The sequence below is a fragment of the Eubacterium segne genome (genome assembly GCF_014287775.1).
Lineage (GTDB): Bacteria > Bacillota > Clostridia > Lachnospirales > Lachnospiraceae > Eubacterium_G > Eubacterium_G segne.
Window position 1 is genome coordinate 261,768 of the sequence record NZ_JACOOZ010000002.1, and the last position, 17,657, is coordinate 279,424.

At 33.6% G+C, this 17,657-nt stretch carries 18 protein-coding genes and 1 pseudogene; 4 read left to right on the plus strand and 15 right to left on the minus strand.

What is annotated here, in order from left to right; genetic code table 11:
• Positions 1–87: 87 nt before the first annotated feature.
• Both H8S00_RS03510 and H8S00_RS03515 read right to left on the minus strand, forming a co-directional pair.
• Positions 88–681, minus strand: coding sequence for an accessory gene regulator B family protein (locus tag H8S00_RS03510; protein WP_186840002.1), 594 nt, complete (start codon positions 679–681; stop codon positions 88–90).
• Entirely contained in the window at positions 681–833 is a 153-nt protein-coding gene (locus H8S00_RS03515; protein ID WP_021952596.1) for a cyclic lactone autoinducer peptide, read from the minus strand. The genes H8S00_RS03510 and H8S00_RS03515 overlap by 1 nt, the downstream gene beginning before the upstream one ends.
• 241 nt (positions 834–1,074) lie before the next feature.
• Here H8S00_RS03515 and H8S00_RS03520 point away from each other — a divergent pair, with 241 nt between their 5' ends.
• Together H8S00_RS03520 and H8S00_RS03525 are read left to right on the plus strand one after the other, a co-directional pair.
• A complete protein-coding gene (locus H8S00_RS03520; protein ID WP_186840003.1) occupies positions 1,075–1,782 on the plus strand; it encodes a LytR/AlgR family response regulator transcription factor in 708 nt (235 codons plus the stop codon).
• Positions 1,783–1,787: 5 nt separating this feature from the next.
• Positions 1,788–3,095, plus strand: a complete 1,308-nt coding sequence (locus H8S00_RS03525; RefSeq protein WP_186840004.1) for a sensor histidine kinase — start codon at positions 1,788–1,790, stop codon at positions 3,093–3,095.
• A gap of 4 nt (positions 3,096–3,099) precedes the next feature.
• On the opposite strand, the gene H8S00_RS03530 is transcribed toward H8S00_RS03525, so the two are convergent.
• Positions 3,100–3,570 carry an LURP-one-related/scramblase family protein gene (locus H8S00_RS03530; RefSeq protein WP_186840005.1) on the minus strand — a complete coding sequence of 157 codons (471 nt, stop codon included), beginning with the start codon at positions 3,568–3,570 and terminating at the stop codon, positions 3,100–3,102.
• 203 nt (positions 3,571–3,773) lie between these two features.
• Here H8S00_RS03530 and H8S00_RS03535 point away from each other — a divergent pair, with 203 nt between their 5' ends.
• Positions 3,774–5,147, plus strand: coding sequence for a sodium-dependent transporter (locus tag H8S00_RS03535; RefSeq protein WP_186840006.1), 1,374 nt, complete (start codon positions 3,774–3,776; stop codon positions 5,145–5,147).
• 74 nt (positions 5,148–5,221) lie between these two features.
• On the opposite strand, the gene H8S00_RS03540 is transcribed toward H8S00_RS03535, so the two are convergent.
• From H8S00_RS03540 to H8S00_RS03590, 10 genes and pseudogenes are all read right to left on the minus strand, one after another.
• Entirely contained in the window at positions 5,222–5,920 is a 699-nt protein-coding gene (locus H8S00_RS03540; protein ID WP_186840007.1) for a DNA alkylation repair protein, read from the minus strand.
• An 85-nt stretch (positions 5,921–6,005) separates the two neighbouring features.
• Positions 6,006–6,770 carry an arginase family protein gene (locus H8S00_RS03545; RefSeq protein WP_186840008.1) on the minus strand — a complete coding sequence of 255 codons (765 nt, stop codon included), beginning with the start codon at positions 6,768–6,770 and terminating at the stop codon, positions 6,006–6,008.
• A 66-nt stretch (positions 6,771–6,836) separates the two neighbouring features.
• Positions 6,837–7,744: pseudogene (locus tag H8S00_RS03550) on the minus strand (hypothetical protein).
• Between the two features lie 66 nt (positions 7,745–7,810).
• Positions 7,811–8,284: a GNAT family N-acetyltransferase gene (locus H8S00_RS03555; RefSeq protein ID WP_021952588.1), complete on the minus strand. Its 474-nt coding sequence runs from the start codon at positions 8,282–8,284 to the stop codon at positions 7,811–7,813.
• Between the two features lie 16 nt (positions 8,285–8,300).
• A complete protein-coding gene (locus tag H8S00_RS03560; RefSeq protein ID WP_021952587.1) occupies positions 8,301–8,789 on the minus strand; it encodes a DUF6548 family protein in 489 nt (162 codons plus the stop codon).
• Between the two features lie 64 nt (positions 8,790–8,853).
• Complete coding sequence (locus tag H8S00_RS03565) at positions 8,854–9,144, minus strand: hypothetical protein (protein WP_021952586.1); 291 nt, start codon at positions 9,142–9,144, stop codon at positions 8,854–8,856.
• Between the two features lie 360 nt (positions 9,145–9,504).
• A complete protein-coding gene (locus H8S00_RS13775; RefSeq protein WP_366459394.1) occupies positions 9,505–9,894 on the minus strand; it encodes a class I SAM-dependent methyltransferase in 390 nt (129 codons plus the stop codon).
• Between the two features lie 220 nt (positions 9,895–10,114).
• Positions 10,115–10,339 (minus strand): NUDIX hydrolase, encoded by a 225-nt coding sequence (locus H8S00_RS03575; protein ID WP_366459323.1) that lies wholly within the window; start codon positions 10,337–10,339, stop codon positions 10,115–10,117.
• Positions 10,340–10,381: 42 nt separating this feature from the next.
• On the minus strand, positions 10,382–10,588 hold the full coding sequence (locus tag H8S00_RS03580) for a hypothetical protein (RefSeq protein ID WP_118588822.1): 207 nt from the start codon (positions 10,586–10,588) through the stop codon (positions 10,382–10,384).
• 470 nt (positions 10,589–11,058) lie between these two features.
• Positions 11,059–13,683: an Ig-like domain-containing protein gene (locus tag H8S00_RS03590; RefSeq protein WP_186840009.1), complete on the minus strand. Its 2,625-nt coding sequence runs from the start codon at positions 13,681–13,683 to the stop codon at positions 11,059–11,061.
• Positions 13,684–13,933: 250 nt separating this feature from the next.
• Here H8S00_RS03590 and H8S00_RS03600 point away from each other — a divergent pair, with 250 nt between their 5' ends.
• Positions 13,934–14,539, plus strand: a complete 606-nt coding sequence (locus H8S00_RS03600) for a DDE-type integrase/transposase/recombinase (protein WP_243169545.1) — start codon at positions 13,934–13,936, stop codon at positions 14,537–14,539.
• A 443-nt stretch (positions 14,540–14,982) separates the two neighbouring features.
• Here the strand turns inward: H8S00_RS03600 and H8S00_RS03605 are convergent, their stop codons facing one another.
• Both H8S00_RS03605 and H8S00_RS03610 read right to left on the minus strand, forming a co-directional pair.
• Positions 14,983–15,783 (minus strand): helix-turn-helix domain-containing protein, encoded by an 801-nt coding sequence (locus H8S00_RS03605; protein ID WP_118588819.1) that lies wholly within the window; start codon positions 15,781–15,783, stop codon positions 14,983–14,985.
• Positions 15,784–16,134: 351 nt separating this feature from the next.
• Complete coding sequence (locus H8S00_RS03610) at positions 16,135–17,532, minus strand: MFS transporter (RefSeq protein WP_118588818.1); 1,398 nt, start codon at positions 17,530–17,532, stop codon at positions 16,135–16,137.
• Between the last annotated feature and the right edge of the window lie 125 nt (positions 17,533–17,657).

Here is a 17,657-nt window from a genome sequence, read left to right on the forward strand (position 1 = left end):
TCCTGTATTAGTTTGAATTATTTATCTTTAATATATACTATCAGCAGAAAAAAATCCGTTGTTTTAGCAACGGATTTTTAGTATTTTTCAATTATAACTTTCCCCCAATTTTTCTTTACTCTTTAGTTTTAGCAATATACAAGGTATTTGCAAACATGCCGGTAACATAATTCCTTCTGCTATGCAAATAGCATATGTTATATTATCTGTAAGTAAACATACACAATAGAGTCCCCCAAACACTAATGATATGGCAGCTGTAACTTTTTTGTACCTTACAATCTCCCCTTCATCCAGCTTTCTGCTTTCTGAATCAATAGGGCTTAATATAATCAGGCTGGTCACAGCTAACACTACACAAATATTAAGTACAAAAATATATTTAATATTTGTAACCATGTAAACACACATAAATAATACACTGCATGAACAAAGGATGCATACCCAAACATGCTTAGCGTGGAATCCACCACTAAATTTTCTGACACACATAAATGGTATTATGATTATAATGCTTTCCAATACCCTGTCCATCATAATTCCAAATGTCAAAATTATTGCTAATGGCGCTATTAAAAAAATCAAGCTATATACTGCATACTCATATAGTTCCCGATCCATCTCATCTATTGCCCCGCAGCGTATTAACCATGTTGCCACATGCTTTGATAAGTATTTCATTATTTTTCACCTCTAAAGCGTTCTAACTCTTTTGGAGCCTTTGGCTGATAAATCAATGCACATGATGTAGAATTAGCATCAACCTTAAGCATTCTGTTAAGTGTTTTTTCAACAAGCTTTGCTGATGGCTTTACCATATTCTTTCTTTCCATATCTAATTCCCCCTTTCCTGATTTATGGAGTTATAATACATTATTCTTTTCAAAAAATCGATACCCTAAGCACGAAAAGACATTTTTTACCACTTTTTGGTAGTTTTAAACTCTTTACAGGGTTTAGCACCCTACCAAAAAAGGTCGAATTTTGTCTTTTTATGCTTGTTATCTGTCCTTTATCATTTTTTTATAGTATAATGTTTTCAGTTTTATAATTTATGATAAAAGGGGGGTTACCATGCGTATTTTAATATGTGATGATGACTTAGAAATTGCAGAACAATTAAATGATACATTAAATCTTTTTTTCCAAAATAATTTCCTAAAGCTTCCAGAAATTGTTATATATGATAACGGAGAGGACTTGCTGGCAGACTCAATGGATAAAGATATTGTTTTTCTCGATATTGAAATGCCGGGGCTTAATGGAATATACGTTGGAAATGAATTAAAAAACAAAAATCCCAACATAATTATTTTTATTGTAACTTCTTACTCGGAATATTTAGATGATGCCATGCGTTTTCACGTGTTCCGCTATCTTTCAAAACCTGTTGACCCTAACCGGTTATTCAGAAACCTGAAAGATGCCATTGAGTTATACAATACAACTGTCACCAAAATTCCAATTGAAACAAAAAACGGAGTTTATACGGTACCCGCATCAGACATTGTATTTGCAGAAACTCACGGTCACAAAACCATTATTCATACACTAAAACAGGATTACGAGTCAATACATAGCATGAGACATTGGTTAGAAGTATTAAAAATGCCCTGTTTTTTTGCTTCCCATCGAAGCTTCATTATAAATCTGAAGTATGTATCTAATTTTGACCATACTTTAATTCACTTGTGTAATGACCGCTTTAAGGCATATTTAACCCGAAGGAAATATACCGGATTTAAGGATGCATATTTACTATATTTAGAAAGTACGAGGTAACCACATTGGCTGTAACAGTTCTTTACATATTTGTATATATTATAGAAGCAATTATTTTTGGATGGTATTGCAACCACTTATTTAATCCTAAATATTCAAAGAAGGTGGAATGTCTCTTTATTGCTATGGGATATGTCTGTCTTTTCTTTATTTCCCTTGCCATGATTTTCTATATTAATATTGCATTATTCGTACTTATAAACTTTATTTTAATTTTCTTCCTTTATGATGCTAAATGGCACTCTGCATTATTTAATGCCTTAACAATGACCTGTATTATGACTCTTAGTGAGGTAGTTATTTTACAGTTAAAATCCCTTATCAGCATAGACTTTCTCTACTCTGATTCCCATATAGTGTATTTGTGTGTTGTTGCCCTTTTATGTAAAATAACATACTTTATTATGCTCAGACTTATAGTTGTATTTATGCACGGTTCAAAAGAAAGAAATGACTCATTTAGTATCCCCACTGCATTACTTAACGTCATTCCTCTTATTTCGCTTTATATAATATCAACCTTAGTTGCCATTATTCTTAGTAAAAATATGCCTGAGCATTTTAAATATATGCTGTTTTCCTGTACGTTTCTTCTATTAGGAATTAATATTTTAATCTTTTATATTTATCACTATACAATTGACAAAAGCAGTGAATCCACCCAGCTTCAAATTCAGCTGCAAAAAGAATATGATATGACAGAATATTATAAATCATTATTTAATCAAAATGAAAATCAACAAATTCTGATTCACGATATAAAAAATCATTTACAGACAATAAACCGCCTTAACGATGAGAATAATAGAGAAAAAATAAGCCGATACCTTGAAAGTCTGTTAAATTCATCAGACCTGAAAGACTCGGTTCATGTGTCAGATAATGAAGTTCTTAACTCCATATTATGTCATTATATGAAAATCTGCCGCGATAAGCATATTTCTTTTAAAGTTGATATAAGGAAAAAATTATTACAAAATTTAAAATATGAAGAATTAACTTCTCTCTTTTGTAACCTTTTAGATAATGCCGTAGAGGCATGTAGTGACATACCGGATTCGTATATAGAAATGAGCGTAAGTTTTGAGCCAAACTCATCTCTCACTGTAATCAACATTATTAACACATGTAGGGTTGTTCCTACTTTTGATAAAAACGGGCGACCTGTTACCACCAAGAAGGGGTCTAAAAATCACGGTTTTGGTGTCAAAAGCATTAACCGTGTAATAGACCGTTACAATGGAAATATTAAAATGTATTTCGACGAAAGTAAAATGGCTTTCCACACCATTATTACCATAAAAGAATCCTAACCTTTTAATCTCTTGAACATTTTTCTGCGTCGATTGCCAATACAAACATCAAAACATGTAGTGCATCCTGTGGATTTACAATATCAAGTACATATGTATCGGATAATTTAAATAGTTCTTTAGAAACGGTTGCCACAGTGCCTCCGTTTCTATCGGTTATTGTGTAATCCCATTCCATGTAGTTTCCTTCCACATGCCAACCGTTAAAATCAATATCATACTTTGGTTTGAAAAGTGTCATTTCTTTACTTATACTGCCAATCTTGTTTTCCCCTTCATATATATCAAAAATCGGAAGCCACGTTAAAACCCGCTCCTTTAATGTTCCTATTTCATTATTTGCTGCATCATAAATTTTCAGACGGTGTCCAAAAGATATTTGTCCCTTTACGATATAAACTGTATTTCCATTTTCATCATATATGTCATAGGAATCAATCCACGAAAAAATTCTCTGTTTAAACAATAATTTCATTTTTTCTCTCCATTTTCTATATTTTTCAACCTACTGATTATAACATATTTTTACAATATTTTACACTTATCCTATCCTTGATATTTTTTTCACATTGTATTGATGTTTCTTTTGATTTTCTCCGGGCAAATTTATTGTGTTTTTCTCTTCTATATGTTATGCTCATTGAATACGTTGCGAATAATTATGAGAGGTAAAATTATATGAAAGAACATAATGAAAAAAGAAGTTCCTTCTCCGGCAGACTGGGTTTTGTATTGTCGGCAGCCGGGGCTTCCGTAGGACTGGGAAATATTTGGAGATTCCCATATTTAGCGGCAAAATATGGTGGTGGAATCTTCCTTTTAATTTATATTATTCTGGCTCTTACCTTTGGTTACACAATGATTGTTGCTGAAACATCTATTGGACGAATGACTAAAAAAAGTCCTGTTGGTGCTTTTAAATTTTTCAGCAAATCCCCTTTTTCAAAATTTGGAGGATGGATTAATGCTATTATCCCTATATTGATTGTTCCCTACTATTCAGTTATCGGTGGCTGGGTAATTAAATATCTGGCTGAATATATTGTAGGTGACAGCAAACTTTTAGCGGGAGACAGTTATTTTACGGATTTTATTTCCGGTGGATTTTCAGCTGAAATATGCTTTATTATATTTACATTGCTGACACTGATTGTTATATATGCCGGGGTTAGAAATGGCATTGAACGTGTTTCAAAATTTATGATGCCTATATTAATTGTTTTATCAATTATAATTGCCGTTTACTCTGTAACCCGTCCCGGTGCATTAGCAGGAGTGAAGTATTTCCTTGTTCCAAACTTTAAGAACTTTTCATGGATGACCGTTGTTGCTGCAATGGGACAGATGTTTTATTCTTTATCAATTGCCATGGGTATCTTAATTACATTTGGTTCATACATGAAAAGGGATGTTTCAATTGAAAACTCTACCAGAAATGTAGAATTTTTTGACACAGCTATAGCAATTATGGCAGGTCTTATGATTATTCCTGCGGTGTTTGCGTTTTCAGGCGGTGACCCGGATGCCCTACAGTCAGGGCCGTCACTTATGTTTATAACACTTCCAAAAATGTTTGACAGTATGGGGTTAAGCACCGTTGTAGGAATACTGTTTTTTACCTTAGTGCTGTTTGCCGCTCTGACAAGCTCCATTGCTTTAACGGAAAGTGCCGTTTCTACTTTTGAAGATGAATTTGGCTGGCACAGAAAAAAATCAACTGTTATACTTGGCTTCATTATGATTGCTCTTGGAAGCCTTTCATGTTTCGGTTATGGTCCACTATCATGGGTTAAAATTATCGGAATGCAGTTTTTGGATTTCTTTGACTTTTTAACTAACTCTGTGATGATGCCTATTGCTGCATTTGCTACATGTATTCTTGTATCAAAGGTTATTGGATTAAAAACCGTAGAAGCCGAAGTTCTTCGTGGCGAAAGCACTTTCAGACGTAGAAAAATATTTAATTTTATGATTAAATATCTTTGCCCGATATTTGCAGTAATTATACTTTTAAGTTCCATTGCCAACGCATTTGGATGGATAAAAATTTAGAGATACGTAAAAACGATGCTACTTTGATTCCATTTAAGAATCAAAGTAGCATCGTTTTACTTACTTTGCTAATTTTACTTTATTTTCAAAGTTCTTAAATACCCCTTTTGTTCTGGTGTTATTCTATAACTTTCTATTGATTTTTGTATTGCCTTATTGTGTGTCCATACATCTAAACGCTTTTCTTGAATGAAGGGAATTATGCTGTCATATTGCTTTGCCAGAGCCGTGGCAAAATACCAGGCCCTCATCATATTGACGTAATATTCATTAGATGAAACCTCAGCTACTTTTTGTGGATACTCCAACTTAAATTCATCTTCTAAATAATGTTTCATAAGCATGCTTATACCAAATCTTATAGTGTATGTATTATCTGAATCTATAAATTCATATACTTCTTTAATGAATATATCCAAATGCTTCTTAGCTACTTTTGCCCCAAACATATCACAAGTTGCCCAATTATCTATAAATGGTAGAAATTGCTTCACTTTTTCAATATATCCCTCATAGTCCTTCATTTGTTCTAATAAAAGTCCATGAAGATTATTTTCCTCATAATATTTATGTGGCAAAATCTTCAAAAACTCCTTGGATTCTCCTGTTTTTCCAAACTCTTTGGCAAATTTTCTAAGAGCAGGAATCCGAACTCCAATAATCTTTTCCTTATCCATTGTTGGAATCAGTTTGGCATGGAAATCACGATATTTTAAGTCCTGCATTTCAAAAAGTTTGTTTTGCACTTTGTCTATGACTGTTTTTTTATTCATAAATAAAATCCTTTCATTTTCATAAACAGAAATCTACTACCTTTAGGTTGTGAGTAGTTGACATTGTTAAGTCCCTTGTCTAATATTACAAATCCTTTCTGTATTTCTTTATGTATTCAAATAATTGTATATTAGTTTTTGAGTTTTTTTCTTCCGCCTCTATATATTCCGGAAAGGGCAATCCCACCTGACATTCACCACATATGTCAATTCCCAGTATTTTTTTATCCTTAAGGAAAAATTCTAACAGATGATCCAGCATTCCAAGAGGCATATGCCCCTGACTCCAATTAGTTTCGATGTAGCGCCTATCCAAAATATCCTTATCTATGGAAATGTAAAATGGCACATCTGTTATAATATCTTCAAGCTTTTCCTTTCCGGTTCCGTTTCGCAATTCTTCTACAGAAAAAGTCACCAGTTTTTCCTTATTTGTAACATCAATTTGACTAATATCTTCATTAGCGGCACCTACTAAAATCAGCTGAACCAGATTTTTATTTTCCATAATAACCTGCGCTGCCCAGTCGCCACAACTGGTCATGCCTTCTATTAGCGGCTTTTGCATATCCGTATGATGGTCGTACAAAACCAGTGAAAACTTAGAATCTATCCTATCTGTCAGTATTTTTGTCACATAATGATAATTACCTGAATCAATAAAATGGATTCCATAAATTCCATATTTTTCGGTTCTTTTTTTAATCTCCTCCCGTGCCAAACCAGAGCAATATAAATCACAGCCTTCTATGTCTGAGCAGTCAATCCAGTTAATATCATCAATTTTTTCTATATCTTCATCTTTATAAACATGTGTAAAATCCAAAATGTAATTTTGACTTTTTATCATCCTTACATCTCCTCTTGTAATACAATATTGCCCCTCGTTTCAATGATTGGCTAATTGTCGCTGTATTTAAAACAAATCCAACATATTATCTAAATATATTTTTTCTCTTACATGAATCTGATATTCAGGTTTTGTCATGTAATATAGTAAAAATTCAAGAATTAGTGCACTTCCAAGACTTCGCCCTTCAATTTTAAAATTTGAAAATCCCATTGGCATGTAGACATTTTTTATATCATCAATTCCAATAAATCCCGGATTCTCCATTGCTTTAGAAAAGCGATATCCATATTTTGCTTCAGGAGATTTGCAGTAATGCTCATAACCGGATTCTCCTAAATTCTTCCTGCTAACAGCTTCGTAACAACTTTTCCTGTCTTTGCAATCAAACCAACAACATTCATTGCAAAGAAATTCCACCTTATCCTTCTGTTTTCTGACAGTAAATCAAATCTGTCAATTGCCTTATTTAAGCGGAAATCAGGCACAACATAAAGAAAATCCTCTCTATTTACTTCCCTTAAAAATTCGTCAAAATCCGTCAACACCTTGGTGGTGGACGAAACAAAATAGAAATTGGGGTATTTTTCCTGTATGTAATGTAGTAATAAATCTGAATGAACTATAACACCATTTGGCACTTGTTCCCCCTTCTCAAATTGAGCACAAAGTTTATTGCTCCTGTAATCCGAAAGATGTTTTTCCTGAAGTAATGAATTGCTAAAAGTCAAACGTGCCGATATTCCATATTCCTGCATTAACCTCAATACTTCTCCCGGATTTGCATCTCCGAATCCTGCCCGTCCTCCACCCCAAAGGCAATCTGCCGGTGCACCGTATATTGAGCCTATGTCACACCAATCATAAAAATATTCTCTATGTTCCTGAAATAGCGGTAAAAATACCCGATATAGTTCATAAAATTCAAACAATCCCGGCAGGTGATAATATGCTATGTCCTTTTTTGTACCCACATTTCTACCTCTTTTACTTTTTTAAACTTACCCAAACTATAAAATCACCAATTGTACTTCTCTTATTTAATCATCAAAATTTATTAGTTCCATTTCATTGTCCATTTTTACAAAACCGTACTTTTTATATAATAGCCTCCCCATGTCTGTTGCTTCAAGCAAAATGTCCTGTATTCCCCTAGACTTTGCTTCCTTAACAAGTAGATCAAGTGTTTTTTTTGCAATACCCTTTCTTCTATATTCAGGTTTCGTGTACATATTCATTATATATGCCTTTCTCCCATCTTGATTATGATAGGTTGGCATTACTCTATAATAACTAACTCCTCCCGTTCCAACTAAAATTTCGCCATCAAACACCAGATATGCTGTATGTGAACCATCTTTTAATGCTTCCCTATAGTATTCGTATGACTTTTCTTTAACATTTTCCATGTTAGTATTTTCAGGCAATTTATTAGCTGCTATTAATACCTGAACACGTGATTTAGTTAAAATTTCAATATCCTTTATTGTAGCCTTTTTATATACTAATTCCATATTTTCATTTCCTATCTCATAAATTACCAAGTAACCGTGACATTATCATCAATAAAACTACTATAATAACAATGAATATTCCCACCGCCAGCCTTGTATATCCTCTATTTTTATTAGTGGTTTTCCTGTTATTTATGTATGGATTTGGTTTTATTTCACTTTGCTTAACTGTACGTTTTTTTATTTCATTTTGTCTTTGGTATATTATTGAAAATGGGTCTTTTTGTTGCATAATTCTTTGATAAAAATCTTTTACATACTTAATATCATTTTCACTGCATTCTGAACCACCATTATTATGTGCAATATTATTTCTAACCCATCTGACGTGTTTAAGCATTTTGTAATCATAATCCCATGAGTGAACATAGTATCTTCCCCTGCCAGATGTCTTTTCCATCTCACATATGTACTGTGTCACACCTTGATTGCTGTTTAACACATCCTTGCATAAACTGTCCAATTCCTTGTATTTTTCAAAAAATTTATTTTCTATATCATTCATATCGTAAGCTCCTAAACTAAATTGAAAAATAGTCCCACAATATAATTAACTATCTGTTTTTAATTTAACCTTGAAGTCCATTTGATTGTCTAATCATATCTTCAACAACAATATCGTAGATTTCTCCTACCTGATTACAATACTCCAAAATTTTCCATGGTTCATTTGTATGAAAATGTATTTTCACCAAATCTTCATCCCCGGCAGCAATCAGACTATTTCCTTCAAAATGCTCTGTTATGTAATCCGCAATTTCATCCTCGTCTAAATCCTCATCACGTCTGTCAATTAATAATTGTGTGTCATAACGATATGCAAACTGATCATCCTCTGCATCTATTGAATTAATTCCCATCTTTTTAACCTCCATAAGCTTTATATAATTTTAAATAATGAAACTGTTGTTTTGCCAACACCATCTGCCTTTTAATATACCATAACATTAGGTTAATCGCCATTTTTTTATAGTATTATAATTTTTTCCGTACAAAAATGCCACCAGGATTTTAATCTTAGTGGCATTATGCATTTTATTTAATTTACTTAATTCCCCACTCTGCCGAAGCTTTCTGCAAGTTTACAAGTTTTGCGTAAAGTCCGTTATTTTTCATTATTTTCTAATGTAGTTTTCAATATATTTTAATTGAATACTTGTCCATATTTCTTCTCTTTGCTCAGACGGATAATGCTTTTCAATTTTCTCCTGAATCTGCTCCTAATTCTCTTTTGACCTTTGCTCTAATTCAGACACAAAAAACTGTTTCATCCAATTTGCCAATCCCTGTTTTTCGTCTTTTAATACGGTAGGTCTGTCGTATGCATATACCCTATCAATTCTAAAATCATTATCTTTTAAAGCCCTATGTATATTTTTTAGCAACAAATCATGATTTTCAATCCAATGAAACACGGCATCTGAAAAAACAATATCAAATTCATTTTCAAAGGGTAAATTAAGAGCATCACCCACAATAAATTCAATATTATTAAATTGGCTTCTCGCCTTTTCTATCATATCATAAGAGCTGTCAACACCTATAACTGTCCCTGCGAAATTAGTTAATTGCGTAGTAAGTGTACCTGTGCCACATCCTAAATCTAATATTTTTGATTCGGATTTTCAGGTACAACATCCAGCAATCCCTTCCCATATTCAGCTACGAAATCGTGCTTTTTGTCATATAAATTTGAATTCCATTTCATGCTTATTCTCCTAGATGATAATTAGTATTCTTATATATCAAAAAATTTTTATAATTTACCAACTGTTAAAGAGCTTACTTGCAACTCTCTTAAAGACAGATATTTAACGGTTAAATATTTTATTATAAATTTCTTTTCAACTTTTCAATAAGTGTAATATCCGCAGGCAGCCACTGAACATCATCTAACTTTTCTCTTGTTAGCCACCTTGCATCCTCATGTTCTTTAAGCACAAGTTTTCCTGATATAATCTCACTCCAAAAGCAATCCATTGAAAGATGAAATGTTCCATTTATATATGCCACTTCCAACCCCTGCTCAATGTTCTTAATTAATTCTTCTCTCACCAATTTTTCTCCTTGTCTTAGTCTGTTATCATAATCTCCATCTTAATCAAGACCTACATTCCCTTCGACCTCTAAAGGCCACTCATCGCCTTCATCTAAATTATTATCCCTCAACCACTGGTCTTCCACCGATAGAATAACTTTTTCATCATTATTGTTAGTTATGGTAACTGATACCTTCGGCTTTTGATTCCCGATTCTTTCCTCACATCCGTATTCACCATCAAATATATGCTTTATCTTCCACATAATTTTCTAACTCTCCATTTAATCATTATTTAAATTTAAACCGGTCCCTGTTACATTTGAAATAATAATATCACGTTTTCCCCAAATATACTACATGACAATCTTTAACCCTTTATCCTATTTTTCCGGCTTTAACGGACCATAGAAGCAAGATGTTGTTGCCAATGCCGCATCTTCCTCCTGTGTAAGCTGATGCATTCTCAAGCCTGACTGACTTGAAATAGTCACCCCACAACCACCTTTGGTACTTACCTTCCCATCTAGTATGTGCTAAACTGTTTTTGTCCATTTGGATACCTCCTTTGATTTTTTATATAGTTGGCGAACCTATACTTATTATATCAAAGGAGGTTTTTACTTGAAGCTAAAGCTCACTGGGAACACCCCTGCATAGCAGGGGGGGTATTGGTTTTAAACCAAAAATACCACCTGTCAACTAATTGTGTTGAAAGGTGGCATCCTTTAAATTACTATTTAACTTTTATTATTATTGTAACTTTCTTCTGCTTGTAGTTCTTAGTTGCCTTTAAAGTTACTGTTAATTTAACTTTTCCCTTTTTAAGGGCTACTAACTTACCTTTCTTGATTTTTGCAATCTTCTTGTTAGATACTTTGTATGTAACTTTTCCATGACCTTTGTTAGCTGTTATTTTAATTTTAGCCTTTGCACCAACCTTCATTTTCTTCTTAGGTAATTTAATTTTTAAACTCTGGTTAGCCTTTGCTATTGTAAACTTAGTTGTTAAGCTTCCTGTGTAGTTGCCCTTAAAAGTAACTTTCACATCATATGTTCCTGCATCTTTTCTGCCATTAGCATATGAAATATCATAATTAGCAGAATCAACTGTTTTGCCATCTGCACTTGTAATAGTAACTGTTGGTGTCTTAACCTTGCCATCATAAACAAAATTGCTTTTATTTAAAACTACCTTTGTTGGATGTGAAATAACCTGTGCAACTTTTACATTTCCACAACGGCTACATTTATCAATTATCTTTCCATCCTTAGATGTACTAGCTTTTTCAATTGTGCTGTCATACTTATGGTCCCCGGCTTTTTTTACAACAATATGACAAACTGCTTTTTTGCCATTTTTAGCTGTTACTGTAATATCACATTCGCCTTCTTTTAAAGCTTCAATATTCATAACATTACCTACATATCCAAGTGATACAATGCTAGTGTCTGAAACTTTCCAATCAACACTTGTAAATGTAGCATTATCAGGATTTATAGTGTACTTAACAGCTTTCTTTACACCTTCTTCAATTTCAATGTAATTAGAATCTAAATTAATGCTGTCTATATCAACGAGTTCCTCATTTTCTACTTTAATATTATATTCTGTTTCTTTATCAGAAGTGTTATTAAGATTAATGTAATATGTTCCTTTTTTAAGATAAATCTTGTAAGTAACATAATCTACTTTAGGTTCATTATTTTCATTGTATGTTACTTTTGATTTTTTAATACTATCAGTAGATATATTATTTAAATCATTATCATATATTGAAAACTCTTTTACATCTTCTGATACTTTTGTATCTGTGAAGTTATATACCTTATCTTCTGTGGCAACAAATTTGTATGTTGTGTCACTTGAAGCACTTAACTTTCCTTCTGCGCTTTCACCTAAATTTTTTGCGTTCTCAATATTAAGAGTATTAGTAACTATTTTGTAATTAACTCCACTATCTAGCGTGTAATTTGAAAATCGCAAATAGTATGTCTTTCCTGCTTCTAATTTTACTGTTGTATAAATTGAACCGGTAAGCTCGATGTCATTTATTTCTCTTTGTCCTTCAACTTCTGAAAGGTCTTCATTTAAAAATCTTAGTAAAGTACTATATTCTTTTTCTTTATTGAAACCAGTTACCTTATATACATAATTTGTAGTTGTTGGAACTGTTACTTTGTAAAGTCTGTTACTTGGATACCAAGCTTTTCCATCAAATCTTTTCGTTCCTTTTCCTATTGTACCTGAACAAGGTGTTTCAAGAGTATTTACACCAGTCCATAAATTATCATAGAAACCAACCCGTACGCTATTTTCACCTGCTGCAATAGGCACATAAAGTGTATATTCCTTTCCTGCTTCTAATACTGGTGTTACCAATCTAATTTTGCCATCTACATCATACATCATATTTTTCCATGTTTCATCAGTTCTTCCAATTTGTGGAACTCTATCACCATTGTCAGAAACTGTAAAAAGATATGACTGTGTTTTTTCCGGTATAAAATGATAATAGAAATAATCTCCTATTTCATTCCAATTTAACGTTTTTTCACTATTTAATTCTATGCTTAAATTTGTTCTCGATAATGTATACTCATATGCATTGTTAACTGAAAAGTTTGCCAAAACAAGATAATAAGTTTTTCCTGCTTCTAAGTTGGCAAATGCACATGCATCACTACTGCCACCCCAGTTAGGTACACTGTCCTGATTACTATGCCAATATCCATCTTCATCATAAATATCCACATCAAAATCATAGTCGTCATCTGCAATACCTGTAGGGTTTAATCCTGATACTCTGTATTCGTATGCTCCATCTTCCGGAACTGTTATTTTATAAATTTTAGCGCGTGAATAATCTGTTCCATCCTCAGTATATCCTTTTTTCATTATGCCTGTTGCAGCATTGTCAATTTCTTCTGCTCCATGCCAGATATCATCGTAGAAGCCAAACTGAATTTCTGTTTCACCTTCACGTGATGTAAAATAAATATCATATTTTGTTCCTGCTTCTAACACAGGTGTCTGAAGATACATCTTTCCATCTACTGTTGAATAATAACTAAACCAACTTAACTTGTCATCTCCCTGATATAAACCTGGTAATCTGTCGTCATTATCTGTTAACACAAATAAATATCTCTTGTTTTCTGTTGGTGTGAAATAGTAATCAACTTCACCACCATTCTTTTCCCAATTAATTGTAACTTCTTTGTTAAGTTCAATGTCTTCCTGTGTGCCAGTTAATTCCGCCTGTGTTGCTATGTCTGCCCAAACAGGTGCATTCCATACAACTGCCATTGCGGCAATAACAAAACACACAGTTAAAATCTGTTTGATTTTGTTTCTCATATTCTCCATCCTTTCTTCTTTTGTTTTTTAATAACACCGTTGCTTATTTTACCACTTTTTTTCTAAATATTCATTGAAAAAATTTATTTTCTAATGAATATTTATTTTCTAAAAAACAACTTTTACTCTTTTTTACCAGTATTTATCGCATGAATATCTATTCTTGTTTAGTGCTAGCATATAAATAGTACAAAACAAAATGAGATATTCCCCTGAAAATATTATATAATACCAAAAGGATGTACTCATTATGCCAAGAAAACAACATACCAAGCAATTCAAACTGGATGCCATTAATTATCGCAAGGAGCATCCTGATCTCACACAACTTCAATGTGCCAGGAACCTGGGCATCGGCATTAGCACCCTTGCCAGATGGGAGTCACAATACCGTAACAATGACGGCTTTGTGTACCTTAACTGTGTAATGGATCTGTTTGCTGGAAAGATAATTGCATGGACTCTTGCCGACACAATGGAAGTTTCCACTGTAATAAAAACAATTGAAAAAGCCAAGGCAATGCGTAACACTGATTTACCATTAATAATACATACTGACCACGGAAGCCAGTATGTGTCACAGGCATGGCGTGAAGCCACCAAAAACATGCAACGCAGTTATTCACATAAAGGTTATCCTTATGACAATGCCTGTATTGAATCCTTCCATTCACTCATAAAAAGGGAATGGCTTAACCGTTTTAACATTAAGAATTACAGACACGCATACAACCTAATTTTTGAATGCATTGAAACCTTTTATAACACTGTCAGAATTCATAGTCATTGTGATTATATGTCTCCTGACGAATTTGAAAAATTGTACGAGAGTGCTAAATCTCTTCCGGCTGCTTAGCTGACAGAACTTCTCATTTTATTTTGTGCTAAATCTTGACATAGCACCAGATATTCAACATTTAATTTTCCATTAGCCCCTAAATATTCTTCAATTAAGATGTTTCATCTTCTAAGTGCTAATAACCTACGCAACAATAGAACGATTTGAAAAGTTATTCCGCTTTTGCTTACCATATTATTTCCTTAAATTAACATTCATGTAACGCCCAATATTACGCAAATTCATCGAGTCCTCTACAAACTGAAGTTCATCCAAATATGCAGACCTTTGATTATACACGCTTATAAATTATTGGTTCATCATATCCAAAAGTTCTCTTTCCATCAACTTCCATGCTTTCCGATACTTTCAGAAAATTGTTGAAAAACTTTTCCCAAAGTTTGAATGTCATTACCGGAGAGAACTGGCTTGTGCTGCCTCCCTCCCCGATTCCGTCCTTTTCATGATAACATCTCTTTCACACAAATACTCCGATAATCACTCGGTGATATTTTATATCTTTCTTTAAATACTCGGTTAAATGTTCTCTGACTTTCAAATCCACTATCCAGACAAATGTTTGTAATAGAATCACTCGTATTTTCCAAACGATGGCATGCATAGTTCAGCCTTGCATCGTTAAGATATTGATTAAAGTTTCTATGGAATGTCTTGGAAAAGAGTCTGGATAAAACATATTTGCTCACCCCCAGATCTTTTGCCATCTCTTCCAGCGAAAATTTCTTCTTAAAATTTGCTGATATATAGGAAACTGTCTGGTAAATAAGATCGTTGCTCCCCACATTTCTCTTTTCTACCAAATTTAATTTTCCTATGCAGCGTGCCAACACAATTTGAAGATATGCCTGTGCAACAATAATATCCGACTGTTCTGTCTCTAAAATTGCATTTATAACCCTATATACCTCCGGTTCAACCTTTTTCGCTTTGATGATTGGGTATTCAGGAGCCATGGATTGCATGATATCTGCAAATTTGGCTATCGTAAATGGCGATGCAATCAGATAAGTCGCTTTATTTACACCGGGTGTCAGTACCTGATAGTGATGAATAACATCTGGAAATACAAAGCCTATATCTCCTTTTTCCATATGGTATAGTTCCTGTCCGACACCAAGTTCTAATGATCCACTTGTTACACAAACGATCTCCAGTGCATTATGAAGATGTGGTTCAATATGTTTTGACTTCCTATTTATTGCTATAATCTCCTCTTTTGTGTCAACATATTTTAACTGCATGAAATACTCCCCTTTGCAACATTTGTCTATATCTTCTTTCGATTTGGCAAGCAATCCTTTTACACCTATCTTATAATCAACTTGTAAATAAGGAAAGGAGGACTTGCAAATGAGCAACCTAAAAAAATATCTGAATGACCTTTTAGTATTCTACACTGAATATTTTGAGCATCCTTACCATGTATAAATACTAAAAGGACTATTTTGTGAAAACTGAATATTTTCTTAAGGCCATTTCACAAAAATGAAGTGGTCCTTTTTTATTTTCAAAATACAGTTCTATCACTTTATATATAGAAAAAAGCACTGTCTCATCGAGCAACGACCAGACAACGCTTTCTCCTGTCAATTCTAATTTATGTCTGATGCATCTGTTACTTCATCTGCAGCAATTTCTTTTTCTGCTTTCAGTTTTTTATTTGCATCTTCTACATTCATTCTTGAAAGTGCAAACATAATCAATACATCAATGATTAACGGAAGCCAAAGATACATAAACTGCATCATATCAAGTGCAGACTGTGGCTGAGTTGCATTTTTTCCGACATATCCACTGAGCTCAAGCATCCATCCAACAACAGCGGTTCCAATACCTCCACCAATTTTTACACCAAGAGAAGTACAAGAGTACATCGTTCCATCAATTCTCTTTCCCTGTGTAAGATAAGTGTATTCACAGCAGGATGCAATAACAGCATTCATATCTCCCTGCCATGGTCCCTGACCTAAGGCTGCAAGAGCTGTAAACGCCATCATCAGCGGAACACTACCCATATATCCGGCAACAACAACAAGTGCTCTACCGATGACTGCTAAGACATAACCTCTTAAGTTCAGTTTATACATGCCTTTCCACTTACCAACTAATGTCGGTGTAAAAATCAGGGCAATAATCAGTGGAATATTTACTGCCCATGCAAATTGTCCAAACAAATTCTTATTTTTCAGTACCCATGTCATGTAATAAATGCCAGCTCCAATCATGGCACCATATAACTGCTGTAAAATATATGTTCCACAAATCATCATATAATATTTGTTTTTAACAAGAAGCTTGAATGCCTGTACCATTCCGTACTTTTCATTATCATCCTTTACTTCTCCTTCGTTAAGTTCTTCCTCAGGAAGTTCCTTAACAGAAAGTGCTGAAATCGTATTTACGACCAGACCAATGATTGCATAGATAATAGCAACCGTTCTCCATGCTGCAGCATCCCCACCACATTTATCTACAAATCCAACTGTAATTGCCTGAATCAGAAGACTTGTTGAAAACGCAAAAATAAAACGATAAGATCCCATCTGCACACGCTCTTTGCTGTTCTTTGTAATCAGTGACGTAAGTGCCGAGTAAGCAATATTGTTTGCTGTATAAAACACGCCATTTAACAGTGTATATGAAATAAAGAACCATGCATATTTAGCCGTTGTTCCCAAACTGACCGGTACTGTAAAGCAGCAGATCAGCGTAATGGCGCAACCAATATATCCGTATAGCATCCATGGCTTCGCTTTTCCCATTTTACTGTGTGTTTTGTCAATCATTGATCCAAAAAATATATCCGTGAAACCATCAAATAGTTTTGATACGGCAATCAGGGTACCTACGACACCTGAAGCCAGTCCTACCGAGTCCGTCAGATAGACCATCATAAAAGATGTCAGGAACGCATAGACTACATTACCTGCAATATCACCTGATCCGTATCCAATTTTGTTATACCATTTCAAATACTTTTTTTCTTCCATAGAATTTCTTTGCTCCTCATCTTCATCGCACTTAGAATCTCAATATGGCTAACCATATGATATCTAATTCTGTTTTTTTCTCTGATTTTGTCTGATTGCTCTGTATATCCGGACTTTACATTACA